The sequence below is a fragment of the Staphylococcus sp. URHA0057 genome, assembly GCF_000620265.1.
In the GTDB taxonomy this organism is placed as follows: domain Bacteria; phylum Bacillota; class Bacilli; order Staphylococcales; family Staphylococcaceae; genus Staphylococcus; species Staphylococcus pasteuri.
Genome location: NZ_KK211096.1, coordinates 87,406 through 111,950 on the forward strand (window position 1 = coordinate 87,406; position 24,545 = coordinate 111,950).

General features: G+C 31.6%; 26 protein-coding genes and 1 pseudogene. 20 read left to right on the forward strand and 7 right to left on the reverse strand.

All coding sequences use genetic code 11. The annotated features are described in order from the left end of the window. The first annotated feature begins 84 nt into the window (after positions 1-84). The 6 genes from pta to N524_RS0109885 all read left to right on the forward strand — a co-directional run bounded on the left by pta (position 85) and on the right by N524_RS0109885 (position 6,001). Entirely contained in the window at positions 85-1,074 is a 990-nt protein-coding gene (gene pta / locus N524_RS0109860; RefSeq protein WP_029056381.1) for a phosphate acetyltransferase, read from the forward strand. Beyond that, positions 1,074-1,916 carry a lipoate--protein ligase family protein gene (locus N524_RS0109865; RefSeq protein ID WP_029056382.1) on the forward strand — a complete coding sequence of 281 codons (843 nt, stop codon included), beginning with the start codon at positions 1,074-1,076 and terminating at the stop codon, positions 1,914-1,916. The genes pta and N524_RS0109865 overlap by 1 nt, the downstream gene beginning before the upstream one ends. A 498-nt stretch (positions 1,917-2,414) precedes the next feature. Beyond that, on the forward strand, positions 2,415-3,335 hold the full coding sequence (gene mvk / locus N524_RS0109870) for a mevalonate kinase (protein ID WP_017636378.1): 921 nt from the start codon (positions 2,415-2,417) through the stop codon (positions 3,333-3,335). 4 nt (positions 3,336-3,339) lie between these two features. Continuing rightward, positions 3,340-4,323 carry a diphosphomevalonate decarboxylase gene (mvaD, locus tag N524_RS0109875; RefSeq protein ID WP_029056383.1) on the forward strand — a complete coding sequence of 328 codons (984 nt, stop codon included), beginning with the start codon at positions 3,340-3,342 and terminating at the stop codon, positions 4,321-4,323. 12 nt (positions 4,324-4,335) lie between these two features. Beyond that, a complete protein-coding gene (locus N524_RS0109880; RefSeq protein ID WP_017636376.1) occupies positions 4,336-5,412 on the forward strand; it encodes a phosphomevalonate kinase in 1,077 nt (358 codons plus the stop codon). 247 nt (positions 5,413-5,659) lie between these two features. Further along, positions 5,660-6,001: a DUF1450 domain-containing protein gene (locus tag N524_RS0109885; RefSeq protein ID WP_017636375.1), complete on the forward strand. Its 342-nt coding sequence runs from the start codon at positions 5,660-5,662 to the stop codon at positions 5,999-6,001. A 42-nt stretch (positions 6,002-6,043) separates the two neighbouring features. Here the strand turns inward: N524_RS0109885 and merA are convergent, their stop codons facing one another. The 3 genes and pseudogenes from merA to N524_RS0109900 form a co-directional block, all read right to left on the reverse strand. Next, the gene (gene merA / locus N524_RS0109890; protein WP_029056384.1) at positions 6,044-7,366 is read right to left on the reverse strand and encodes a hypothiocyanous acid reductase MerA; all 1,323 of its coding nucleotides are present in this window, start codon (positions 7,364-7,366) and stop codon (positions 6,044-6,046) included. After that, positions 7,353-7,796: pseudogene (hypR, locus tag N524_RS12890) on the reverse strand (redox-sensitive transcriptional regulator HypR). The gene merA and the pseudogene hypR overlap by 14 nt, the downstream one beginning before the upstream one ends. Positions 7,797-7,902: 106 nt before the next feature. Continuing rightward, the gene (locus N524_RS0109900; RefSeq protein ID WP_029056385.1) at positions 7,903-8,574 is read right to left on the reverse strand and encodes a type 1 glutamine amidotransferase; all 672 of its coding nucleotides are present in this window, start codon (positions 8,572-8,574) and stop codon (positions 7,903-7,905) included. A gap of 121 nt (positions 8,575-8,695) precedes the next feature. Here N524_RS0109900 and N524_RS0109905 point away from each other — a divergent pair, with 121 nt between their 5' ends. From N524_RS0109905 to N524_RS0109925, 5 genes are all read left to right on the forward strand, one after another. Continuing rightward, on the forward strand, positions 8,696-9,634 hold the full coding sequence (locus N524_RS0109905) for an aldo/keto reductase (RefSeq protein WP_029056386.1): 939 nt from the start codon (positions 8,696-8,698) through the stop codon (positions 9,632-9,634). 211 nt (positions 9,635-9,845) lie between these two features. Next, positions 9,846-10,385, forward strand: coding sequence for a flavodoxin family protein (locus N524_RS0109910; protein ID WP_017636370.1), 540 nt, complete (start codon positions 9,846-9,848; stop codon positions 10,383-10,385). Between the two features lie 248 nt (positions 10,386-10,633). Continuing rightward, positions 10,634-11,110 carry a GNAT family N-acetyltransferase gene (locus N524_RS0109915; protein WP_017636369.1) on the forward strand — a complete coding sequence of 159 codons (477 nt, stop codon included), beginning with the start codon at positions 10,634-10,636 and terminating at the stop codon, positions 11,108-11,110. 143 nt (positions 11,111-11,253) lie between these two features. Then, a complete protein-coding gene (locus N524_RS0109920; protein WP_029056387.1) occupies positions 11,254-12,552 on the forward strand; it encodes an HD domain-containing protein in 1,299 nt (432 codons plus the stop codon). A 74-nt stretch (positions 12,553-12,626) separates the two neighbouring features. Further along, positions 12,627-13,133: a YwhD family protein gene (locus N524_RS0109925; protein ID WP_017636367.1), complete on the forward strand. Its 507-nt coding sequence runs from the start codon at positions 12,627-12,629 to the stop codon at positions 13,131-13,133. Positions 13,134-13,201: 68 nt separating this feature from the next. Here N524_RS0109925 and larC read toward each other — a convergent pair whose 3' ends face one another. From larC to larA, 4 genes are read right to left on the reverse strand one after another with little or no spacing between them, the layout of a single operon-like run. Continuing rightward, entirely contained in the window at positions 13,202-14,380 is a 1,179-nt protein-coding gene (larC, locus tag N524_RS0109930; protein ID WP_029056388.1) for a nickel pincer cofactor biosynthesis protein LarC, read from the reverse strand. A gap of 16 nt (positions 14,381-14,396) precedes the next feature. Beyond that, positions 14,397-15,155, reverse strand: a complete 759-nt coding sequence (gene larB / locus N524_RS0109935; protein ID WP_029056389.1) for a nickel pincer cofactor biosynthesis protein LarB — start codon at positions 15,153-15,155, stop codon at positions 14,397-14,399. Between the two features lie 34 nt (positions 15,156-15,189). Then, the gene (larE, locus tag N524_RS0109940; protein WP_029056390.1) at positions 15,190-16,014 is read right to left on the reverse strand and encodes an ATP-dependent sacrificial sulfur transferase LarE; all 825 of its coding nucleotides are present in this window, start codon (positions 16,012-16,014) and stop codon (positions 15,190-15,192) included. 28 nt (positions 16,015-16,042) lie between these two features. Beyond that, positions 16,043-17,308: a nickel-dependent lactate racemase gene (gene larA, locus N524_RS0109945; RefSeq protein WP_029056391.1), complete on the reverse strand. Its 1,266-nt coding sequence runs from the start codon at positions 17,306-17,308 to the stop codon at positions 16,043-16,045. Positions 17,309-17,587: 279 nt separating this feature from the next. Between larA and N524_RS0109950 the strand changes: the two genes are divergently transcribed. From N524_RS0109950 to N524_RS0109990, 9 genes are all read left to right on the forward strand, one after another. Further along, a complete protein-coding gene (locus N524_RS0109950) occupies positions 17,588-17,827 on the forward strand; it encodes a hypothetical protein (RefSeq protein ID WP_029056392.1) in 240 nt (79 codons plus the stop codon). Positions 17,828-17,999: 172 nt separating this feature from the next. Continuing rightward, entirely contained in the window at positions 18,000-18,392 is a 393-nt protein-coding gene (locus N524_RS0109955; protein ID WP_029056393.1) for a hypothetical protein, read from the forward strand. Positions 18,393-18,485: 93 nt separating this feature from the next. Then, positions 18,486-18,611: a hypothetical protein gene (locus tag N524_RS13795; protein ID WP_017636361.1), complete on the forward strand. Its 126-nt coding sequence runs from the start codon at positions 18,486-18,488 to the stop codon at positions 18,609-18,611. 149 nt (positions 18,612-18,760) lie between these two features. After that, positions 18,761-19,174, forward strand: coding sequence for a DUF1934 domain-containing protein (locus tag N524_RS0109965; protein ID WP_017636360.1), 414 nt, complete (start codon positions 18,761-18,763; stop codon positions 19,172-19,174). Then, on the forward strand, positions 19,174-20,835 hold the full coding sequence (argS, locus tag N524_RS0109970; RefSeq protein ID WP_017636359.1) for an arginine--tRNA ligase: 1,662 nt from the start codon (positions 19,174-19,176) through the stop codon (positions 20,833-20,835). Before N524_RS0109965 ends, argS begins: the two co-directional genes overlap by 1 nt. A gap of 90 nt (positions 20,836-20,925) precedes the next feature. Continuing rightward, positions 20,926-21,558: an endonuclease III domain-containing protein gene (locus N524_RS0109975; protein ID WP_029056394.1), complete on the forward strand. Its 633-nt coding sequence runs from the start codon at positions 20,926-20,928 to the stop codon at positions 21,556-21,558. 177 nt (positions 21,559-21,735) lie between these two features. Next, complete coding sequence (locus N524_RS0109980; protein ID WP_029056395.1) at positions 21,736-22,248, forward strand: DUF805 domain-containing protein; 513 nt, start codon at positions 21,736-21,738, stop codon at positions 22,246-22,248. Positions 22,249-22,250: 2 nt separating this feature from the next. Further along, positions 22,251-22,760 carry a DUF805 domain-containing protein gene (locus N524_RS0109985; RefSeq protein ID WP_029056396.1) on the forward strand — a complete coding sequence of 170 codons (510 nt, stop codon included), beginning with the start codon at positions 22,251-22,253 and terminating at the stop codon, positions 22,758-22,760. Positions 22,761-22,975: 215 nt separating this feature from the next. After that, positions 22,976-24,322 carry an MATE family efflux transporter gene (locus tag N524_RS0109990; RefSeq protein ID WP_017636355.1) on the forward strand — a complete coding sequence of 449 codons (1,347 nt, stop codon included), beginning with the start codon at positions 22,976-22,978 and terminating at the stop codon, positions 24,320-24,322. Positions 24,323-24,545: the final 223 nt, after the last annotated feature.

Here is a 24,545-nt window from a genome sequence, read left to right on the forward strand (position 1 = left end):
AAAGTGAAATGGAATTCTATTTTAAAATAACGTATAATTAGTTTTGTAAACGTTATTATGAAAAAGAAATTCAAGGAGGACATTATGACTAATCTATTAAATGTATTAGAAAACAAATTATCAGGAAAAAATGTAAATATCGTGTTACCTGAAGGGGAAGACGAACGTGTGTTAACTGCGGCTACACAATTACAAACTACAAATTATGTAACACCAATCGTTTTAGGTAATAAAGAAAAAATTCAATCCTTAGCAGAAGACAAAGGTTTGGATATTGCTAATATAGAAGTCATCGATCCTTCAACAAGTGAATTGAAAGCAGAATTAGTAGACGCATTTGTTGAACGCCGTAAAGGCAAAGCAACACAAGAACAAGCTGAAGAATTATTAGAAAACGTTAATTACTTTGGAACAATGCTTGTATACACTGGTAAAGCAGCAGGCTTAGTAAGTGGAGCAGCGCATTCAACTGGTGATACTGTTCGTCCAGCATTACAAGTTATCAAGACTAAACCTGGCGTATCTAAAACATCTGGTATCTTCTTTATGATGAAAGGCGAAGAACAATATATCTTTGGCGATTGTGCAATTAACCCTGAATTAGATGCACAAGGTCTTGCTGAAATTGCTGTTGAAAGTGCTAAATCTGCACAAAGTTTTGGTATGGAACCTAAAGTGGCTATGTTAAGCTTTTCAACTAAAGGATCTGCTAAATCAGATGACGTGACTAAAGTTCAAGATGCATTGAAATTAGCGCAAGATAAAGTAGCTGAAGAACAATTAGACAATGTTGTTATTGATGGGGAATTCCAATTTGATGCAGCAATCGTACCAAGTGTAGCTGAGAAAAAAGCGCCAGGTGCTAAAATTCAAGGAGATGCAAATGTTTTCATTTTCCCTAGTTTAGAAGCAGGTAATATTGGTTACAAAATAGCTCAAAGATTAGGTGGATATGATGCAGTTGGTCCAGTTTTACAAGGCTTGAATTCTCCTGTAAATGACTTATCTCGTGGATGTTCAATTGAAGATGTCTATAACTTATCAATTATTACTGCTGCACAATCATTACAATAATGGACTTAGCAAATAAATATTTTAATGACATAGAATGGCGATACATTGACCATTCCAGTGGTTTGGAACCTATGCAATCATTTGCTTTTGATGACACGTTTAGCGAAAGTGTAGGTAAAGATTTATCACCTAACGTAGTGAGAACTTGGATTCATCAACATACTGTTATTCTTGGTATTCATGACTCTCGATTACCATTCTTAAAGGATGGTATTGCCTATCTAACAGATGAAATGGGCTATAACGCGATTGTACGTAATTCGGGAGGTCTTGGGGTTGTCTTAGATCAAGGAATATTAAATATTTCATTAATGTTCAAAGGGCAGTCAGAAACGACAATTGATGAAGCATTTACTGTTATGTATTTGCTTGTTGCCAAAATGTTCGAAGACGAAGATGTAGAGATAGATACTCTTGAAATTACAAATTCTTATTGCCCAGGAAAATTCGATTTAAGTATTAATGGTAAGAAATTTGCAGGCATTTCACAAAGACGTGTAAGAGGCGGTATTGCAGTTCAAGTCTATCTATGTGTTGAAGGTTCGGGTTCAGAACGTGCATTAATGATGAAACATTTTTATGACCGTGCTTTAAAAGGTGAAACAACTAAGTTTATTTATCCTGATATTGAACCACAATGCATGGCATCCCTTGAAACGCTTTTAAATAAAAAGATTACTGTACAAGACACCATGTTTTTATTACTATATGCCATCAAAGATTTAGGTGGACGCTTAAATATGGACCCAATCACTGACGATGAGTGGCAACGCTATGAAGGTTATTTTGATAAAATGATAGACCGTAATGCAAAAATGATAACTAAAATGAACGAAAAGTAGTATAAATTAGATAACAATGACAATTTAAAATAATTAGCCGTCTTATTTAATATGACTTAGTACCACAATATAATCGATATTGAGGTTTAATGTCTTTAAAATAAGACGGTTTTTTATAGTTTTTGCAGTGATAACGTAGTTTAATAAACTATAAAAATGATGTATTGAGTACATTAAATTTCTTATATTATATATAAATCTGTGTATTCCAAGAATTATTTGTAGTATTATAGTTTAGGTGGAAAAATTTATATAAAAAGAGCAGATTTAAGTTTATAAAATGTAAAAATGTTTACAAAACCTTAGTTAAAGGTAAATATATTCAAGATTTTGTATAGAGGTATAAAATATATAGTTTGTTATTTAAAATCGTAATAATATCATTACATATGATACTCGTTAAAATATTACTCTGTAAAAAACTATATATACAAACATAAACACGTAAAGACAATGAAGAATCAGATTAGTGAAGGTATAATAAAAGGTGATAATAACATGACAAAAAAAGGATACGGGGAGTCTACCGGTAAAATTATTTTGATAGGCGAGCACGCAGTAACTTTTGGCCAACCTGCTATAGCTATTCCATTTAACGCCGGTAAAATTAAAGTGTTAATAGAAAGCCTTGAAAAGGGAAATTATTCAGCCATCGAAAGTGATGTTTATGATGGTCTTCTTTATGATGCGCCAGAGCATTTAAAATCAATCGTGACACGTTTTATCGACAAAACGGGTGTAGAAGAGCCATTATTAATTAAAATTCAAACTAATTTACCACCTTCAAGAGGGTTAGGATCAAGTGCAGCAATAGCTGTTGCTTTTACTAGAGCAAGTTATGATTTTCTAGGAGAAACTTTAAGTGATAAAGAATTAATTGAAGAGGCTAACTGGGCAGAAAAAATTGCTCACGGTAAACCAAGTGGTATTGATACACAAACGATTGTTTCTAATAAACCAGTATGGTTTCAAAATGGTCATGCTGAAACTTTAAAAACACTTCAATTAAACGGCTATATGGTTGTTATTGACACTGGCGTAAAAGGTTCAACAAAACAAGCAGTTGAAGATGTTCACAATTTATGTGAATCACAAGAATACATGAAACATATTGAAAATATTGGGGACTTAGTATACCAAGCAAGTCAGGCAATCGAATATCATAATTTCAAACAATTAGCCAATATTTTTAATGAATGTCAGCAAGATTTAAGAAATTTAACAGTAAGTCATGATAAAATAGAAGAGTTGTTAGAAATAGGAAAATCCCATGGTGCAATTGCAGGTAAATTGACTGGTGGTGGACGTGGCGGAAGCATGTTGTTACTAGCTGAAGATTTACATACTGCAGAAAAAATTGTAGCGGCAGTTGAAAAAGCAGGAGCTGCACATACATGGATTGAGTATTTAGGAGGTTAACCCATTGGCAAAAAGTGGCAAAGCGCGTGCACATACAAATATTGCATTGATTAAATATTGGGGAAAAGCTGACGAAAAGTTAATTATCCCTATGAATAATAGTCTATCTGTATCATTGGAAAAGTTTTATACCGAAACTGAAGTAACGTTTGACAGTGACTATCAAAATGATCAATTTATTTTAAATGGTGAAGAAGCCAATGAAAAAGAAACTAAAAAAATTCAATCTTATATGGATATTGTTAGAGAAGTAGCAGGTACAAATTTACATGCTCGTATTGATAGTCATAATTTTGTGCCGACAGCTGCTGGTTTAGCATCATCTGCAAGTGCATACGCAGCGCTTGCAGCAGCTTGTAACGAAGCTTTACAACTTCGATTAAAAGATAAAGATTTATCTCGTTTAGCACGTCGTGGGTCTGGTTCGGCATCTCGAAGCATTTTCGGTGGTTTTGCTGAATGGGAAAAGGGTCATGATGACGAAACATCATATGCTCATCCAGTCGATGCAAATCATTGGGAAGATGATTTGTCTATGATATTTGTCGTTATCAATAATCAATCTAAAAAAGTATCCAGTCGTTCAGGTATGTCATTGACACGTGATACATCTCGCTTTTATCAATATTGGTTAGATCACGTAGATGAGGATATAGCTGAAGTTAAGCGCGCGATGTCATCTAAAGACTTTAAACATCTTGGAGAAGTGATTGAGGCAAATGGTTTACGTATGCATGCTACAAACCTTGGTGCTCAACCGCCATTTACATATTTAGTACAAGAAAGCTATGATGCAATGGCTATTGTTCACAAATGTAGGGAAATGGGATTACCTTGTTATTTCACAATGGATGCTGGTCCAAATGTGAAAGTCCTTGTTGAAAAGAAAAATAAACAAGCAGTGATTGAACAATTTAAAAAACAATTTGATGATTCAAAAATAATTGCAAGTGATATTATCGCTACAGGCGTTGAAATAATTAAGTAAGGAATTGATAGAATGATTCAGGTCAAAGCACCCGGTAAACTTTATATAGCTGGTGAATATGCAGTTACAGAACCAGGATATAAATCTGTGTTAATTGCATTAAATCGCTTTGTTACAGCAACAATCGAACCTTCAAATCAAGTTGAAGGTACAATTCATTCAAAGACATTACATCACGAACCTGTAACATTTTATAGAGATGAAGATAGCATCGTCATTTCTGATCCACAGGCAGCTAAACAATTAAATTATGTTGTTACAGCCATAGAAGTGTTTGAACAGTATGCTAAGAGTTGTGATATCCCTCTAAAACATTTTCATTTAACAATTGATAGTAACTTAGATGATGCTAATGGTAATAAGTATGGTCTTGGTTCAAGTGCCGCTGTGTTAGTGTCAGTTGTTAAAGTACTTAACGAATTTTATGAATTAGAATTATCTAATCTTTATATTTATAAATTAGCAGTTATTTCGAATATGAAATTACAAAGTTTAAGTTCTTGTGGCGACATTGCCGTAAGTGTTTATAGTGGCTGGTTAGCATATAGTACATTCGATCATGACTGGGTTAAGCAGCAAATCGAAACGACTTCAGTAAATACGGTATTAGACAAGAATTGGCCTGGTCTTCATATCGAACCATTACAAGCGCCAGAAAATATGGAAGTATTAATAGGATGGACTGGTTCACCAGCATCTTCACCACACCTAGTTAGCGAAGTTAAAAGACTTAAATCTGATCCCGCTTTTTATGGCGAATTTTTAGATAGTTCACATCAATGTGTTGAAAATTTAATCCATGCATTTAAAACTAACAATATTAAAGGTGTACAAAAGATGATTCGTCAAAATCGTCTTATCATTCGTCAAATGGATAATCAAGCATCAGTAGATATTGAAACAGAGAAATTAAAACATTTGTGTGACATCGCTGAGCAACATGGCGGTGCTGCTAAAACTTCAGGAGCTGGCGGTGGAGATTGTGGTATTGCCATCATTCACCAAAATGCTGACAAACAAAAGATATATGAAGAATGGACGTCTAATGGTATTAAACCTTTACTATTTAAAATATATCATGGGCAATAATGATATGAACCTTTTAAAATGATTGATTTTATAGTCGTTATAACAAATAACTTGATGATAAATATCTAATCTATTTTAGAAGGCTTTTTTATGAACAAAACGTTACATAGTTAAAAAGTAACTTGAATTTTTTGGTAAAAAGAGTAAAATAATTAAAGTTATATATAGATTAGGAAGCACAATTATAAAAATAGATAACTATTAAAAAGTAATAATACAAAAATATAGAAAGGTGGGCGATGACAATATGAAAAATAAATTTTTAATATGCGATGAATGTCAGGCAGTTAACGTTAAAACTTTGCAAAAGAAATTAGAAAAGTTAGACCCTGAAGCTGAAATAGAAATAGGTTGTCAGTCATATTGTGGTCCAGGTAGACGTAAGACTTTTGCATTCGTAAATAATCGTCCACTAGCTGCTTTAACTGAAGAGGAATTAATTGAAAAAGTTACTAAACAACTGAAAAAACCTCGAGATCCTGAAGAAGAAGAACGTCTAAGAAAACGAAATGAAGAACGTAAAAGACGTAAAGAAGAACAAGATAGAAAATTAAAAGAAAAACTTGAAAAGAAAAAAGCATTGAAATAATAGTAGAGAAGCCATCATATTAACGAATGATGGCTTCTTTCTTTATATGTTAAACAAATCGTTGAATGATTCTGTCATTGTTGGATGTGTGTAGATATTATCTCTTAAAACTTGATATGGAACGTTTTGATCCATTGCTAACTTAATTAGGTTAATCATTTCTTCTGATTCTTTACCATATAATGATGCGCCTAAAATTTGATGATTTTCTTTATTAATGACTACTTTAAATAATCCTCGACTGTCATTATTAATTTTATGTCTGGGAATTTGATTGACGTGAAGTAGCTTGTCTATATAATTATAATTTGCTAATTTAGCTTGATCGCTAGTCATTCCAACTCGAGATAATGGTGGATCTATAAACATAGTATAAGGTATGAAACCTCTATTTTCTGTTGTACGATTTCCATCTCCATAAAGATGAGATTGTATAATACGATAATCATCTAATGATATATAAGTAAATTGCATGCCACCTTTAACATCACCAGCTGCATAAATATGTGCTACTGATGTTTGTAGATGTTCGTTCACTGCTATTGAACCATCTTTAGTTAATTGGATATCAGTATTTTCCAATCCTAAATCGACATTTGGTCTACGTCCTGTCGCAAGTAATACAGCATCAGATTCAAAGTCTCCTTGAGTGGTTTTAATAATGGTTTTGTCGACATCATCAATCAATTCAGTCGTATTAACATTAGTTAAAATAGTAACATCCTTATTCTCTAAGTCATTAATAATTGCATTAACGATGTCACTGTCTTCTCTAGGCATTAATTTTGAACCATGTTCTAAGATGGTTACTTTAGTATTTAAATTAGCAAACATAGAGGCAAATTCTAAAGCGATATAACCCCCACCAATGATTACTAAATGTTTAGGTTGATAAGATATATTTAATAAACCAGTGGAATCAAATAGATGTTTAGCATTATTGATACCTTTAATATTAGGAATATTTGCTTTAGCTCCAGTATTAATAATGATACGTGGGGCTGTAATAGTGTTAATGATGTCGTTGTTTTTATCTAATAAATGAACTTCAGTATTTGATTTAAATTGCGCTTTATAATTCAATACGCTTATATTTTCGTCGTTTGCTAAAAGTTGATAGTTTTTTTGATTTAATGCTTGTACAACTTCTTTTTTTCTTGAAAATGCATCCTCAAATTTTGTACCTGTAATTCCGTCATGAACAAGTACTTTTGATGGGATACACCCTATATTAATACAAGTACCGCCATACATAGCAGATGATTGCTCTATCATTGCGACTTGTTGTCCTTGTGCTGCTGCGAATTTTGCTAATGTCTTCCCGGCTTTACCAAATCCAATAATAATTAGATCATATTTGTTCATTGATGTTGTCCTCCTGTTGTATTTGATGAACTATATCTTGGATAGTTATAGAACTATAGTAGTTTAATATATGATTTGCTTCTTGGTTTTGATGGTATGTCATTGTATCGGCAATATGTCTTGCTATGATGCAATGACTTGATTGCTTCCCTGTAAAAATACGTTTTTGATTAGGTTGTTTATCTAACACAAAGTATTGATATAAGTCAGACAGTTTAACATGTTTTGTCATATCATTAGCCTAGTAGCCACCACTTTTTCCACGAATGGTGACAATATAATCGTGATAGGTAAGAAGCGTTGCAACTCGTCGTAATTGAACAGGGTTAATGCAAGTAAGTTCTGCTAATGCTGTACTGTGATATCTTTGATGATTATGTTTTGTTAAGAAAGCGAGCACATGAATCGCAATATTAAACTCTAAGTTCATAACATCCTCCAAAATGTAACTGTTATAGTTACATTAAATAAAAAAATTAATTAATAGTCAATGGATATAAATTTGAAGAGATTAAAAGTACGATTTTTAATTAATCTTATGATTGCGTTATGAAATCTAATAATTTAAACATGACTTCTTTATTTTCCTCAGGTACATCATAGTTAATAATCTCTTGAGGCGTTTGATTTAATACAGAATCAACTGCATAAGTATAGTCATTAATAACGATTTCTTTAACGTCGTAAGGCCCTGGTTCAAAATGGAATTGTAATCCAATTACATTTTGATTTAGTAGAAAGCCTTGATTGTTTAAATGCTCACTTGAAAATAATAGCTCGGCATTTTTAGGTATTTGAAACATTTCTTCATGCCAATGTAAAGCCATTAATTCTTTTGGTAAGTATGGAATAGTATCAGTTTCTAGGTAAACTTTATCCCAACCAACTTCTTTCACTGGTGATTTACTTACTGTGTAGCCAATCGCTTTTGTAATTTGTTGTGCACCATAACAAGCTCCAAACATTGGCTTATTCACTTTTAATAAGTCTCTTATAAGTTCTCTTTCTTTATAAATCCATTCATCTGTATCATTAGGACTCATAGGCCCACCTAAGATAATAAGTAAATCTGTTTCGTCTGCAGTTGGTAATACACCGTTATAAAAATAGGGATGATAGATATATAAGTCATGGTTATTTTCTTTTGCCCAATCACCAATAGCTCCTACACCTTCATTTGGTGTATGTTGTAAAACATTAATTCTCATTTAATCAACTCCTTCTCATAGTTACTTTATAATATCAAATATTACTATATGAATGATACGTTTAATTTTAGGGTAAACATAAAGCATTAAAATACAATTCGCTGAAGGAGAGATGAATAGAATGGCTCAAGAAGTAACATTAGGTAAATCAGATGTTAAAGTATTTCCAATTGCACTAGGTACTAATGCAGTAGGTGGACATAATCTTTATCCAAATTTAGATGAAGAACAAGGTAAAGAAGTTGTTAGACAAGCGATTAATAATGGAATTACCTTACTAGATACAGCATTTATTTATGGTCCTGAACGTTCTGAAGAATTAGTTGGAGAAGTTGTGAAAGAATATCCAAGAGAACAAATCAAAATTGCTACGAAAGGTTCTCATTACTTCGATGAAAACAATGATGTACATCAAAATAATGATCCAGAGTTTATTAAACAACAAGTTGAAAACAGTTTAAAACGTCTTCAAACAGATTATATTGATTTATTTTATATTCATTTTCCAGATGATAATACGCCAAAAGATAAAGCAGTTGCAGCATTACAAGAATTAAAAGAAGAAGGAAAAATTAAAGCAATCGGTGTATCTAACTTCACATTAGATCAATTAAAAGAAGCAAATAAAGATGGTTTAGTAGATGTTGTTCAATTAGAATATAATTTATTGCATAGAGAAAATGAAGAAGTGATGGCATACGCTGCTGATAATCAAATTACATTCGTGCCATATTTCCCATTAGCGTCTGGAATTCTAGCGGGTAAATATGATGAAGATACAACATTTGAAGATCATCGTGCGACAAGAAGAGACTTTAAACCTGAGGTATTTAAAGATAATGTACGTCGAGTAAAACAGCTTACAGATATTGCTGAAGCTCATGATACAACTATAGCTAATGTAGTGTTAGCATTTTATCTTACTCGTCCAGCGTTAGATGTTGTTATTCCAGGTGCGAAACGTGCTGAACAAGTGGTAGAAAATATTGAAGCGGCTAACGTAAAATTATCACAAGACGAAATTGATAAAATCGATTCTCTATTTCCAATTAACAAATAAATAAACCAACCTTTTTTAAAATTAATCCCGTAAATAAGCTAAATATTGGCGATTTACGGGATATTTTAAATTTATATAATTCCAATTGATTAGATATAATAGTTAAAATTTTTTCATTCTCTGATACATATTTTTAACTTTAACGGGTAAAAAAACATATTGAATAGTTGAGCAACTTACTTAAAGAATAATAGATAAGGAGGAAAGGGTAATGATTACAGTTTTATTCGGTGGCAGTCGTCCAGAAGGAAACACAGCGCAATTAACGCAATACGCATTAGAAAATGTTGAACACCAATGGATAGACGTTACACAATATCAATTAAATCCAGTAAGAGATGTACGTCATAATGATAAGAAGATAGATTCATATCCAGATGATTATGAACAATTAATTAAAACTGTGCTAGAAAGTGATGTTGTCATTTTTGCGTCGCCAATTTATTGGTATAGTTTATCAGCATCATTAAAAGCGTTTATTGATCATTGGTCAGAAACAATGGTAGATGAAAGATATTCAGATTTTAAAGAAATAATGTCTAAAAAAGACTTTAGATTAATATTAGTAGGTGGAGACTGTCCAAAAGTGAAGTCTAAACCTTGTGTTGATCAAATGAAATATACATTAGAATTTATTGGCGGAGAACTCGCTGGTTACATTATTGGTACAGCTGAAAGACCTGGCGATATCATGAAAGACAATTACGCATTAGAAAGAGCGAGAGAATGGAATCATTTATTCAAACAATAGAATTAATGTAAATAACTTGTAGTACAATATAAGACCCTTCGCTTATGTATTAGTGAAGGGCTTTGTTATGTTTATAGTACTTCTTACAATACGAAGAATACAAAATATGAATTTTTATGAGTTGTTTTCATAGATAATTTTAAAAAATATATAAGTATATAAAATTAAATACGCTGCGTTAAATGAATACGATACATATATGATATAATGCATTTATTAATAACTTGTAATTGTTAGGGGAGACAAAAATGCATAGAGTCAGAGAAGCAACAAGTACAGATGCGATAGCGATTAGAGATGTAGCAACAAAAGCTTGGTATAATACGTATTTAAATATTTATGCTGCTAGCACAATCAATGAATTATTAGCAGCGTCATATAACGAAGAACATTTAAAGAAAAGAATGCAAGAGCAATTATTTTTAGTTGCAGAAGAAGATGAAGAAATTGTAGGTTTTGCCAATTTTATTTATGGTGAAGAATTATATTTATCAGCGCATTATGTACATCCTGAGTCTCAACATAAAGGCTATGGTACGTTGTTATTAGAAAAAGGTTTAGAGTCATTTAAAGGGAAGTATGACACGGTTTTCTTAGAAGTTGATAATCAAAATGATGAAGGTATTCATTTCTATAAAGAACAAGGGTTTGAAATTATAAGATCTTATCAACCAGAAATGTATGGGGAAGTCATGAATTTAGCATTAATGAAGAAAGTCTTTTAGTTCACAATTATTTTTATTTTAAAGAAAATTACAATGAATGTATGCTATCAATGATTATGACTACTTACTAAATTGAATAGAGTCTATAGAGTAAATGTTAGGGGACAAAAAAATATATGTCTCCCTTTAAAAGGAGGTATTTCATGACACAATCATCGTATGCAATGACGAAACTTGCAGAGGAAAAGGTATTCAAAGATCCTATACATAGGTATATACATGTTAAAGATCAATTGATTTGGGATTTAGTGAAGACAAAGGAATTTCAAAGATTACGTAGAATTAAGCAACTTGGCACATTATATCTTTCCTTTCATACAGCTGAACATAGTCGATTTGGACATTCTCTAGGTGTTTATGAAATAGTGCGTCGTATGATAGATGAAACATTTGAAGGTCGCGATGCATGGGATAACGAAGACCGTCCTCTTGCCTTGTGTGCTGCGTTGTTACATGATTTAGGTCATGGACCGTTTTCACATAGCTTTGAAAAGATTTTTAATACAGATCATGAAGCGTTTACTCAGGAAATTATTACCGGAAATACAGAAGTAAATGAAGTATTGAGTCGTGTTTCAGCTACATTTCCACAACAAGTAGCTGATGTAATTAATAAGACTCACGATAATAAGTTAGTCATATCTATGATTTCATCACAAATTGATGCAGACCGAATGGATTATCTACAACGTGACGCTTACTTTACTGGAGTATCATATGGTGCTTTTGATATGGAACGTATTTTACGTTTGATGAGACCTTCTAAAGATGAAGTTTTAATTAAAGAAAGTGGTATGCATGCAGTTGAAAATTTCATCATGAGTCGTTATCAAATGTATTGGCAAATATATTTCCATCCTGTCAGCAGAGGTGGAGAGGTATTATTAAATAACTGTCTGAAAAGAGCTAAACAACTATATAATGAAGGGTATCAATTTAAGAAATCACCTGAAGATTTTATACCATTTTTCGAAGGGACAATGACAATTCAACAATATGTTGATTTAGACGAAGCAGTTGTTATCTATTATTTGAAAAAATGGGTCGAGGAAGATGACATGATTTTGAGTGATTTATCACGTCGTTTTATTAATCGTGATTTATTTAAATATATTCCGTTTGACGGCTCTATAATAACAATTTCAGAACTTCAAGAGTTATTTGAAGCGGGAGGAATTAATCCTAATTATTACTTTGTGAGCGAGTCGTTTTCAGATTTACCTTACGATTATGATCGACCAGGTTCTAATCGTAAACCCATTCACTTACTAAGAAGAGATGGTTCAATTAGAGAGATTAGTAATCAATCATTAGTCATTAATAGTATTACAGGAATTAATAGAGAAGATTATAAATTATATTATCCAAAAGAATTGATTTTAAATATTAAGGATGAAGAGATAAAAGGTTCTATTATTAATCTTTTAAATGAATTAAATTAATCAATCGATTGATAGAAATTGTTTGCTCATTTAATATAGAATTCAGTTGGAAATTGTCAGAGGAGGTGGCCTACGTGTCAGAAAAGAAAGGTTTTAATTTTAATATTATTAAAAATGATCCCTTAGATGGACATAAAGGTACCAATATTGGTTCAATTACTTTAGATAATATTGCGCCAGTATTTATAGATGTTGCAAATCAAGAAGCTTTTATTGATATTGGTGGCATGCATGCACGTGCTAAAGTTGAAAAAGGTGTTAAATGGATTACCGACAAATCAGAAGTAGAAGGCGAAGAAGCAAAAGAATACTGGCTTTGTTGGGTTACTACTGAAAGAGGAGAACATGGCCCATATTACGCTGGTGTAACGGGATGCTATTTATTAGTAAATAAAAGCATTCGTCGTGGGTATAAAAGTATGCCTGAACATGTGAACATGATGGATAAATCTATGAAACATCAAATTATTATCGATCATATTGGTAAAGAGAATAAAAAAGTACTTAAAGACTTTTTACAAAATCATAATGAAGATATGTGGAATAACTCAAGCAAAGAATTATTTGACGCATTTGAATAAATAATTAATAAACCAACAACTTTCAAAATCATCCTTTGATGATGTGTAGTTGTTGGTTTATTTTTATATTATAAATTGAGTTGTTCAACCATACATTTAGTTATTTGTTGGTAAATAGTTTGGATATTTTGATTATACTTTTTGGCGATTTCTTTGATTTGATCAAATTCTGGTTTGGCTTTGATTAATTCATCATTTTTATAAGCTAATTTAACTGACACATTGCCATAAGGTGTTTCAATATCATGATATTGACGACTTAGAATACGACGGTTAACTGTATAGCTTCTAACACCTAATGTTGATGTATGTGTAAGTATGAAATCTTCAATAGTTGATTTATAATCTGGTTTACAAATAACTGTAAGTTGAGTAGCAGGGCGTTGTTTTTTCATAATAATTGGTGTGTAGAATATGTCCAATACCTTTTGATTTAAAGTATTTTCCATTAAATCACCTAACATTTCAGCGGTCATATCATCAATTTGACATTCTATGACCTGTACCTGGTCAGCTTCATTTTGTTGGTCTAGTACTTCAAATTGAATGACTCTTAACACATTTGGAAAGTCGAAATCTTTGGTTCCGGCTCCATAACCAATGTTCTTCATTGTATTTGCAGGAAATGTACCAAACGAAGTTACAAGACTTTTAGCAAAAGCTGCCCCAGTAGGTGTAGTTAATTCACTAGATACATTAAACTGAGCTAAAGGGATTCCTTTTAATATTTCTGCAGTAGCTGGTGCTGGAATTGGATAAATACCATGTGCGATTTTTATTCGACCATTTCCTGTTGGAATAGGTGAACAATAAAGGGTATCTATGTCTAAAAGTTCTAGAGCAATACAGCCTCCAATGATATCAATGATTGAATCCATAGCGCCTACTTCATGAAAATGAACTTCGCCTACTGACATACCATGTATTTTAGCTTCAGCATGTGCAATAACATTGAAAATAGCTTTGCTACGCGTTTTAACTCTATCATTTAAAGTACTATTATCTATAATGTTATAAATATCAGAAGCTTTACGATGATGATGTGATTCTTCAAAATCAATTTTCAGTGACGTGGCTTGTATACCTTGTTTCATTACTTTATTAAAATGTAATGAAAACGTATCGATGGGTAATTTTTTTAATTCATTTTCAATTTCCTGAGGGTTAGCACCTATATCTACAAGTGCGGATAATAGCATGTCACCAGCAATACCGGCATGACAATCTAAATACAATGCATTACTCATATTAGTGTCTCCATTTCTATTTATTTTCCAACATATTTATAATCATCGAAGCATTATAACCAGCACCAAAACCATTATCTATATTAAGTACACTTGTTCCAGGCGCACATGAATTTATCATTGATAATAATGTTGTTATCCCATTTAAATTAGCGCCGTAACCTACACTAGTAGGCACTGCATAAACAGGATGATCCACTAATCCTCCAACAACGCTAGCTAATGCACCCTCCATACCTGCTATAACAATTGAAACATGACCTTTACGTATATCTTGGATATGTTCAAAAAGGCGGTGAATACCTGAAACACCTACATCATAAAATCTTTGAACATTTGTGCCCATGACTTCTGCTGTTAAAGCTGCTTCTTCAGCGATAGGTAAGTCAGAAGTACCAGCACATAATACTGATATATACGCATTAGATTTTGGTATGGCGCCAATTGGACTAGATATAATTTGCGCTAAATCGTGATATTGTAATTGTGGATGCTTATTGATAATATATTGTGCTTTGTCATTATTCACTCGAGTTACGAGAATAGTTTGATTGGTATTAAGTAAACTTTCGATAATTTGATCAATTTGTTCTTTAGTTTTACCTTGTCCAAAGATGACTTCAGGGAAACCTTGTCTTTGTGCACGATGTAAATCGATTTTAGCAAAGCCCAATTCGTCGTAATGACGGAGTTGGGCTTTCGCTTCTTCTACAGATATTTGATTGTCGTGAACCTTATTTAGAATTTGTTCTAGTTGTTCGTTGTTATCTTTCATATTTTGACATCCTTATAATTATTAGAATTAATACTTAAAATTCAGATGACTTAGTGTTTATAACTTCGTTCATACTACCTGTACGATAACCTTCTAAATCGATAGTTACGTAGTCAAATCCTAGCTCTTTAAGTCTTAATGTAATATTTGTTTTATTTTGAATAACTGTAGATAACGCATCATCTTCTACTTCAATACGTGCTATATTTTGATGATAACGTACACGAACATTATTAACGCCTAGACTTAGAATATATTTTTCTGCTTCATTAACTTTATTTACTTTTGAAAAGCTTAAAGGTTCACCATATGGAATTCTTGAAGCTAAACTACATAATGCTGGTTTATTCCAAACTGGTAAATGATGTTGTTGACTTAAATCACGTACTTCAGATTTGTATAGCTCAGCTTCTTGAAGTACACTTCGAACATTAAATTCTTCTCTAGCTTTTAATCCAGGACGGAAATCTTCTAAGTCATCCATAATCATTCCGTCGATAACATAGTTAAATCCGACTTGTTTTCTGATATCTTCTAAATTGCTATACATCAAACGTTTGCTATAATACCAGCTTTCTGGTGTGTTTTTAATAATATTTTCATCATTCAATTCAGACATTTCAGCTTCTACTACATGAATACCTAAGCTATTACCAAGTTCGATAGCTTGGTCAAATTCTTCATTACGGAAAAGTTCAGATTTGACTACAACAGGCATTACATTTTCAGTTCCTAAATTGTCGATTGCTTTTTTTAGAACGAGACTACTATCTACACCACCAGAAAAGGCGATAACTACACTTCCCATATTGTTTAATAATTGATCTAATTTTTCTTCTTTATTGTTTATATTAGTCATGTTGAATTCCTCCTATAAGTAATTTAAATTATTCATTTTCTACGTATGGAATTGTTAATGGACCTTGAGGCATGACACCAATCGTTAATGGACGACCATACGATTCTTCTAATTCTTGTAATGTTTTTTCGATATCTGATGTAGGATTAAGCATTGAGTCTTTAAGTTGTTGGTCAGTTAACTCTGAATATACATATACATTGGCAAATGTTTGAATACTTGCTTGTTTTTGTACTTGCCATTGGTCAACTTCAGAAAAGTTAGGATCATGTATTAAATCTAAAATACCTTGAGGCGTATCTGCCATTTTGAAAATTTCAGCGAATTTACCATGATCTGGGAAACCATCTGCACATTCAGAAACCATAATAATATTACCGCCTTCTTTAACCACTTTACTTGCAGCACTCATACCTTTAACAGTTTGATAAAGGTTTTGGTCAAGTGGATAACCTGAGTTAGAGGCAATAACGACATCGAATCTTTGATCACATTTAAACATGGCATGTTCTTTAACATAGGCACAACCTTGTTTGTGTGCTTCAAAAACTTCTCCGCCGAATGCTGCAGTAATCTCTTTATCTTTGTTTAATGCAACGTTTAACATAAAGTGTGGCTTACACATTTTATTTACTTCACGAGCCATATTTTGGACAGGATTATCATCTAAATTTCCCCAAGTTGAACGAGGGTCGCCAATCATTTGGGCATTATGGAAAGTTTGAATGGTTTCAATTCCAGCAATACCTGGCATAATACCTTTAGGACCACCAGAAAAACCTGCAAAAAAGTGAGGCTCAATAAAACCAGTCACAATTTTAAAATCAGATTCTACATAATCTTTATTTAAATAAACATCACAACCATATTGACTATGGCCAACTTTTGTTAAGCTTTCTTCTTCATTACAATGATTGTGAACAATTTTAACAGTGTCAACAATGTCTTCGCCTAACATACTTATTAATTCTTCTCGCGTTTGATCTCTATGTGTGCCAGTGCCATTAATAATCACAAAGTTTTCTCGAGGTACATGACTTAACTCTTCCATTAATAACGGTACCAATATATGGTTAGGTGTAGGTCGTGTAATATCACTAATGACAATAGAAACTGTATCACTACTTTTAACCATGTCTTTTAAGGGCTTCGAGTTGGTAGGATGTTGTAATACATCTTTAATCGTTCCCTCTATGTTTTCCACTGGATCAATATTTAAGGGTTCTATGACTGTGCTATCGTCAGGAACTTCAACATCTATTTCAGATTTCCCATATAATACTTTTGTTAACAAAATATTCCCCTCCGTTGTAGAAGCATTGAAATCTCTTCTTGTTTTTGTTCTGAATTGTTTGATTATTATAGTTAAATTATATCATAGGTATTGCAATATTTTAATTTATGAAAGTATACAACTATTACCACCATTGAATTGTTCATTTATATGTAAATGTAAATTTATGAATTAATATTTTGTTTTCTATATTTATATTGTAAAAAAAGATTAAATAGTATTAACAAATTCATCAAAAAAATGTATATTTAATATAGATAAACATAAGGAGGGTAAAATATGCCTGAACAACAAAAAGATAATAATGCATTAGTTTTTATAATCCTTGGATGGGTATTTTCTGCGTTATCACTAATTGTATTACCAATTATTTTTGGTCCAGCAGGAATTGTGTTTGGTGCTTTAACAATTAGTAAAGGTAAAAAGACACACGGTATTATCATTATCGTCGCTGCAATAGTATTCACTATTTTAGGGTTCACTTTAGGATATATTATTGCATCAAATGCAGGTGCATAATTTTACCAATAGCTTTTAAGATAAATCATATGAAGTAGAATAGTTAAATTTAGTAAGAAAATAAAATACAGCTATAAATTCAGCCATTCATTTTGAAAAAGAATGAATGGCTATTATTATAGGAAAGTTTAATGAATTTTAATGAATTAAAATTGATATAGGGGATGAGACCATGCAATTTAAATTAAAAGAAAATGAACTAATCGATTATTTAGAACTAAAATATCCTGAGTTAAATTTTGTTAAAGGTAGATTTTTAGTAGGACAACATAAGCAAGAAGACTTACATGTGTATTATTTAGGAGAAGATACGTTTGCGTGTGTCACTATTGCATTTAAAACTTTTGAAATTAAAGATGCTGATATTTTAGATTATGCACCTGTTATAGAGATAAGACTTAAAGATGGTATGTTATTTAGAAAAATGCGAATTGTAACTGAAGCGGGTGTATTAAAATATGGCACATCTAAAGTGTTGCTAAGTGACTTTCAAAAAGAAAACTATGACAAGTTTATAGATGGAAATAAAGAAAAAGTGATTTATAAAGAAGGAGCGTTCCAATAGTTATCATTTCAGCATAGGGTATATTTACACATACATATAAAAACGATAATATAAAAATTAAATAATTAATATTATAGAATATGAGGTATAGACATGAATAAATTAATATTTATTACAACATTGAGTTTCGGCATCGTATATTTCTATAAGTATCAAATGGAAAAATATAAGTATCAAAGTGATATTGTTGATATTGAATCAGTAGAAGATTTGATTTAAGTATACTTGTTTTACTTTAAGTGGGTGAACTAATTATAGTTTGCTCATTTTTTTGTTTTTTAAATATTTTAAATAGGCCAATACTACAAGCAATAGGGCAATTATGCTATAATATCATGTGTTATTGTGTAGAATAAGGGAGTAGTAAATTGGAAAATAATGTAAAAATTCAAACGAAACAAATTATTAAACAGAACGGCGATAAAGAGAAGTTTGATTTTACTACTGAGGGATCATGGCACAAGCGTCAGTCTCACATCATTAGATATAACGAAAATATAGATGATGCCAAAGTGAATGTAACGATTAAGATAGAGGACGACGGCGTAAAATTGATCCGTAAAGGCGACATTAATATGAACTTTCATTTTGTAGAAGGTGCGGAAACAACGACCCTTTACGATATACCAGCTGGACGTATTCCATTAAATGTTAAAACGTTAAGTATTCTACATTTTGTAACACCAGATGGTGGTAAACTGAAAGTACATTACGAACTATATCAAAATGAAGAAAAAATGGGTTCATACCAATATGAAATAAATTATAAGGAGTTAGGCTAATGAATATTATCGATCAAGTAAAGCAGACGCTTATTCAAGAAATAGAAGCAAGTATTAAAAAAGCTGAATTAGCAGAAGATATTCCAGAAATTAAAATTGAAATTCCTAAAGATGTAAAGAATGGAGATTATTCAACAAATATCGCAATGGTATTAACTAAAATTGCTAAACGTAACCCAAGAGACATTGCTCAAGCGATTGTCGACAACTTAGATGCTAGTAAAGCACATGTTAAACAAATTGATATTGCAGGACCTGGATTTATTAATTTCTATCTAGACAATCAATACTTAACTGACATCATTCCAGAAGCAATCCAAAAAGGACATCAATTTGGGAATGCAGAAACATCTAAAAACAAAAATATTTTACTTGAATATGTATCAGCCAACCCAACTGGTGATTTACATATCGGTCATGCACGAAATGCGGCTGTTGGTGACACGCTAGCTAATATTTTAATTGCTGCTGGATATAATGTAACTCGTGAATATTATATTAATGATGCTGGTAATCAAATTTCTAATCTTGCGCGCTCTATCGAAACACGTTTCTTTGAGGCGTTAGGTGATAACAGTCATGAAATGCCTGAAGATGGATATAACGGCAAAGATATTATTGAAATTGGTAAAGATTTAGCTGATAAACAACCAGAAATTAAAGATTATAGCGATGAAGAACGTTTGAAGACATTTAGACAGCTAGGTGTCGATTATGAAATGTCTAAATTGAAAAAAGATTTATCAGATTTCCATACTCATTTTGATAGTTGGTTTAGCGAAACATCTCTTTATGAAAAAGGAGAAATTAAAGAAGTATTAGCTAAAATGAATGAATTAGGCTATACCTATGAAGCAGATGGTGCGACTTGGTTACGTACATCTGACTTTAAAGATGACAAAGATAGAGTTTTAATTAAAAAAGATGGCAATTACACTTATTTCTTACCTGACATTGCCTATCATTTTGATAAAGTTCAACGTGGAAATGATATTTTAATCGATTTAATGGGTGCTGATCATCACGGTTATATTAATCGTTTGAAAGCATCACTTGAAACTTTTGGTGTAGACAGTGACCGATTAGAAATTCAAATCATGCAAATGGTACGTTTAATGCAAAATGGTGAAGAAGTTAAAATGAGTAAACGTACAGGCAACGCGATTACTTTACGCGAAATTATGGATGAAGTTGGTGTGGATGCTGCGCGTTACTTCTTAACTATGCGTAGCCCAGATACACACTTTGATTTTGATATGGAATTAGCAAAAGAACAATCTCAAGACAATCCAGTGTATTATGCACAATATGCGCATGCTCGTATTTGTTCTATCTTGAAACAAGCTAAAGATCAAAGTATTGAGGTTAGTACTGATGTTGATTTTTCAAAAATTACTAATGACAAAGCAATTGAATTATTGAAAAAAGTAGCTGAATTTGAAACTACGATTGAAAGTGCTGCAGAATCAAGAGCACCACATCGTATGACTAATTACATTCAAGATTTAGCTTCTCATTTCCATAAATTCTATAATGCTGAAAAAGTACTTACAGATGACATTGAAAAAACAAAAGCACATGTTGCATTAATAGAAGCGGTAAGAATAACATTAAATAATGCTTTAGCATTAGTTGGTGTGTCAGCTCCAGAAACAATGTAGTAAATAGTATAAAACAAATTGTCTCAAATACCCTTATAGCTGCGGTTATAGGGGTATTTTTAATATAAAGAACTAGAAAGTGGTGAAAAATTGTTACACACACAAGAGTTATATGACATTCTATATCAAAATATGGGGCCTCAACATTGGTGGCCTGCCGCCAGTGAAATAGAAATGATGTTAGGAGCAATACTCGTCCAAAATACAAATTGGAAAAATGTAGACTTAGCCTTAACATCTTTAAAACATGAGACAAATTTTAATCCACAACACATTTTAGATATACCACTAGAAGACTTACAACAAATCATTAAATCGAGTGGATTCTATAAAAATAAAGGGAAGGCTATACATGCTTTATTATCATGGTTAAATGATTATCAATTTAATTATGAGGCTATTGTTTCAAAATTTGGAGACGATTTGAGAAAGGAATTATTAAAAATTAGAGGCGTCGGCAGTGAAACGGCTGACGTATTAATAGTTTACATTTTTGGTGGAATAGAATTTATTCCAGATAGTTATACGAGACGTTTGTATGCCAAATTAGGATATTCTAATACTGATAGTTATGATAAATTTAAAAGAGAAATTCAATTACCAAGTACTTTTACGAATCAAGATGCTAATGAATTTCATGCTTTGTTAGATAACTTTGGAAAGAACTACTTCAATATTAAAAATGGCACACATTATACCTTTTTAGATCCGTATTTTGAATAAAATATTGTATATAAAGAATTATGATAAGTATTGGTATTCTTTGATTTTGTGAACTTTAATCATATAATAATCATTTTAAAATTAATCATAACTATAAATTACTATTATTTTGAAAACGTTTGAAAAACAATATATAAATTATATAATAGGAGATAAGAAAAAATAGGAGAAATGATTATGATTAATGCATATAAAAAGTTTTGGCAATATGCTTTTACGTGTGAAGGACGGACACGACGCAAAGATTTTTGGTTAGGTGCTTTATTAAATATTATTTGTTTAATAATCATGGCGATTATTGCTGCATTAGTTTTTGCACATATGGAAAATGGTAAAGTTTTATACGATATTGTGTTTTATATATTTTATGTTGTGCTGGCAATACCTATGTTTTCGATATCAGTGAGACGATTTCATGATATAGGTAAAGGAAAAACAATACCAATCATCTATTTGGTTTTAACATTACTATCCCCTATATATCAGATTAGTGAGGATTATAAATGGATTTCTCAAATTTCTGATTCAAATGTAGCATTATTAATAATTATAGCTATTGTCTCAATAATTCTTACAATAGCATCTATTGTCATTTCAATTATGGCTCTAGTTTACTGTGTTAAGGATAGTGAAGAAGGAACGAATCAGTATGGTCCCAATCCTAAAAAAGTTAAAAATAAAGGAGATTAATTATGATTAATGCATTCAAAAAATCTTGGCAAAATGCCTTGATATTAGAAGGGCGAACTCGAAGAAAAGATTTCTGGTGGGCCTTGTTGGGTAATTTTATTTTATTAATTATACTAGAAGCAATTCTTAGTTCCTTAACTAATATTACAGGTAGTTTGACAATAGTAATCGGTATTTTATTTAATGTGATTGCTTTATTAATTTATTTTGTTATTTTTACACTATCAGTAAGAAGATTTCATGATATAGGTAAAGGAAAGACTATTCCAGTTATCTTTCTAATTTTAACAATTCTTTCATTGTGTAATAATATTATCAACTTATTTAATTTTAATTACCAAATAAACCAAGATAACCATATTTTAATTGGTATTTTAGGTGTGATTTCTTTTGCGTTTGTAATACTAGCTATTGTCATTTCAATTATGTCTTTAATCTATTGCATACAAGACAGTGAAAAAGGAACAAACCAATATGGACCTAATCCTAAAGGTGAGACAACTCAATCTTAAATAAATACTAATTTTTTAAAACTGTGTTACGAGCTTTGTAGCTTATAATACAGTTTTATTTTGTATAAACTCATCAGCAACTATAAATTAATTCTTAAAAAAGGGGACTTATATTTACAAATTGACATTATCCTAGTGAATAAGTAAGATAAAAAAGTTATAATCAAATGATAATACGAGTCGCTTGTTTAATTACTATGAATGAGGGTGGTTTCATGCCAAGTAATCAACGAGATTTTACACATGGTAATATATTTAAATCTTTATTCTTTTTCTCAGGACCAATCATGCTTACAAACCTTCTTCAATCTTCGTTTCAGATTATTGCGAGTTTATGGGTGGGTAATTTATTAGGTGCACATGCTTTAGGTGCAGTTGCAATTTCAACGACGATTTTACTTACAATGCTTTCTTTTATTATTGGTCTCAATAACGCAGTATTAACGATATTGTCTCAATTTTTCGGTAAAAAAGATTATCAAGGTTTAAAACAATATTTGAATGCCTTTGTTGTTGTTATGACAACGATGGCAATTATTTTTGGTGCCCTTGGATTTATCTTTTCAAAGCAATTATTATTATTGATGGGAACACCGGAGTCTTTATTAGGACAAGCTAATACCTATTTACAAATAAGCTTTTTAGGTATTTTATTCTTATTCGGATATAATTTTGTAAATACAGTGTCACGTGCGCTTGGAGATAGTAAAACACCGATGCGTATCGTTTTTCTAGCTGTTGTACTCAATGCTTTTTTAGCGCCATTATTTATAGGTGGATTTCAGTTAGGCATAGCGGGTGCGGCACTTTCAACAGTTGTATCTCAAGGTCTAGCGTTTATTTATAGTTTATATCATTCAATGAAACACGAATTAGTTCCTTTCACCATTCCTAAAGTACCTTCTATAGAACAAGTGTTATTAATATTAAAATTAGGGATACCAGCCGGTCTACAAATGGCTGTTATTCAAGGCGGTAATGCAGCTATTTTAAGTGTAGTGACTCAATTTGGTGGAGATACTGTAGCTGGTTTTAGTGCATCTCAAAGATTAGATAGTTTAATCATGTTACCGGCAATGGCACTTGGAACGGCGGTAAATAGTATGGCAGGTCAAAATATTGGTGTTGGTGATTGGAAAAGAGTTAGACAAATTGCCAAAGTATCTGCATTATATAATTTCATGATTATGACTACGATTGCATTAATTGTTATTTTAGTTGCAGATGTTGCAATTAGATTCTTTATTCAAGATCCTGAAGCCGTTAATTTTGGGAGTCATTACTTGAGAATTGTAGCGCTTTGTTATCCATTCTTAGGCTTAAATTTTGTGTTTAATGGTATTGTGAGAGCATCAGGAGCCATGTATCAAGTGTTGATTTTAAATATCATCTCATTCTGGATACTAAGATTTCCATTAACTGAGCTTTTTTCAAAAATGTTTGGTCAAAATGGTATTGCTATAGGTATGGGAATTGGTTTTATTATAAGTAGTATCTTTGCAGTCTCATATTATCAATTTGGAAAATGGGATCAAAAAGTCATTACTGAAGAAAATAAGTAATAGATTAAAACAAAGAGGTCGGGACAAAAGCGCTTAGGATTTGAGCAGAACCGAACGATGAGCAAAATTGTTTCTCAAATTTTGTCGAATCGTGAGAGCTTCTGCCGAAAATCCTGCTTTTGGGACGCCGTTAATCGGTTTCCCAGAGCACAAAAACTTTATGTCTCAACCTCATTTTTGTTTAAAATCGATGTAAAAATAAATTATATTTTGAAAAAATGAA

Coding starts and splice junctions, on each gene's coding strand:
- pta (WP_029056381.1), top strand. CDS start 85: ATGACTAATCTATTAAATGTATTAGAAAACAAATTATCAGGAAAAAAT.
- N524_RS0109865 (WP_029056382.1), top strand. CDS start 1,074: ATGGACTTAGCAAATAAATATTTTAATGACATAGAATGGCGATACATT.
- mvk (WP_017636378.1), top strand. CDS start 2,415: ATGACAAAAAAAGGATACGGGGAGTCTACCGGTAAAATTATTTTGATA.
- N524_RS0109880 (WP_017636376.1), top strand. CDS start 4,336: ATGATTCAGGTCAAAGCACCCGGTAAACTTTATATAGCTGGTGAATAT.
- N524_RS0109885 (WP_017636375.1), top strand. CDS start 5,660: ATGAAAAATAAATTTTTAATATGCGATGAATGTCAGGCAGTTAACGTT.
- merA (WP_029056384.1), bottom strand. CDS start 7,366: ATGAACAAATATGATCTAATTATTATTGGATTTGGTAAAGCCGGGAAG.
- N524_RS0109900 (WP_029056385.1), bottom strand. CDS start 8,574: ATGAGAATTAATGTTTTACAACATACACCAAATGAAGGTGTAGGAGCT.
- N524_RS0109905 (WP_029056386.1), top strand. CDS start 8,696: ATGGCTCAAGAAGTAACATTAGGTAAATCAGATGTTAAAGTATTTCCA.
- N524_RS0109910 (WP_017636370.1), top strand. CDS start 9,846: ATGATTACAGTTTTATTCGGTGGCAGTCGTCCAGAAGGAAACACAGCG.
- N524_RS0109915 (WP_017636369.1), top strand. CDS start 10,634: ATGCATAGAGTCAGAGAAGCAACAAGTACAGATGCGATAGCGATTAGA.
- N524_RS0109920 (WP_029056387.1), top strand. CDS start 11,254: ATGACACAATCATCGTATGCAATGACGAAACTTGCAGAGGAAAAGGTA.
- larC (WP_029056388.1), bottom strand. CDS start 14,380: ATGAGTAATGCATTGTATTTAGATTGTCATGCCGGTATTGCTGGTGAC.
- larB (WP_029056389.1), bottom strand. CDS start 15,155: ATGAAAGATAACAACGAACAACTAGAACAAATTCTAAATAAGGTTCAC.
- larE (WP_029056390.1), bottom strand. CDS start 16,014: ATGACTAATATAAACAATAAAGAAGAAAAATTAGATCAATTATTAAAC.
- N524_RS0109950 (WP_029056392.1), top strand. CDS start 17,588: ATGCCTGAACAACAAAAAGATAATAATGCATTAGTTTTTATAATCCTT.
- N524_RS0109955 (WP_029056393.1), top strand. CDS start 18,000: ATGCAATTTAAATTAAAAGAAAATGAACTAATCGATTATTTAGAACTA.
- N524_RS13795 (WP_017636361.1), top strand. CDS start 18,486: ATGAATAAATTAATATTTATTACAACATTGAGTTTCGGCATCGTATAT.
- argS (WP_017636359.1), top strand. CDS start 19,174: ATGAATATTATCGATCAAGTAAAGCAGACGCTTATTCAAGAAATAGAA.
- N524_RS0109980 (WP_029056395.1), top strand. CDS start 21,736: ATGATTAATGCATATAAAAAGTTTTGGCAATATGCTTTTACGTGTGAA.
- N524_RS0109985 (WP_029056396.1), top strand. CDS start 22,251: ATGATTAATGCATTCAAAAAATCTTGGCAAAATGCCTTGATATTAGAA.
- N524_RS0109990 (WP_017636355.1), top strand. CDS start 22,976: ATGCCAAGTAATCAACGAGATTTTACACATGGTAATATATTTAAATCT.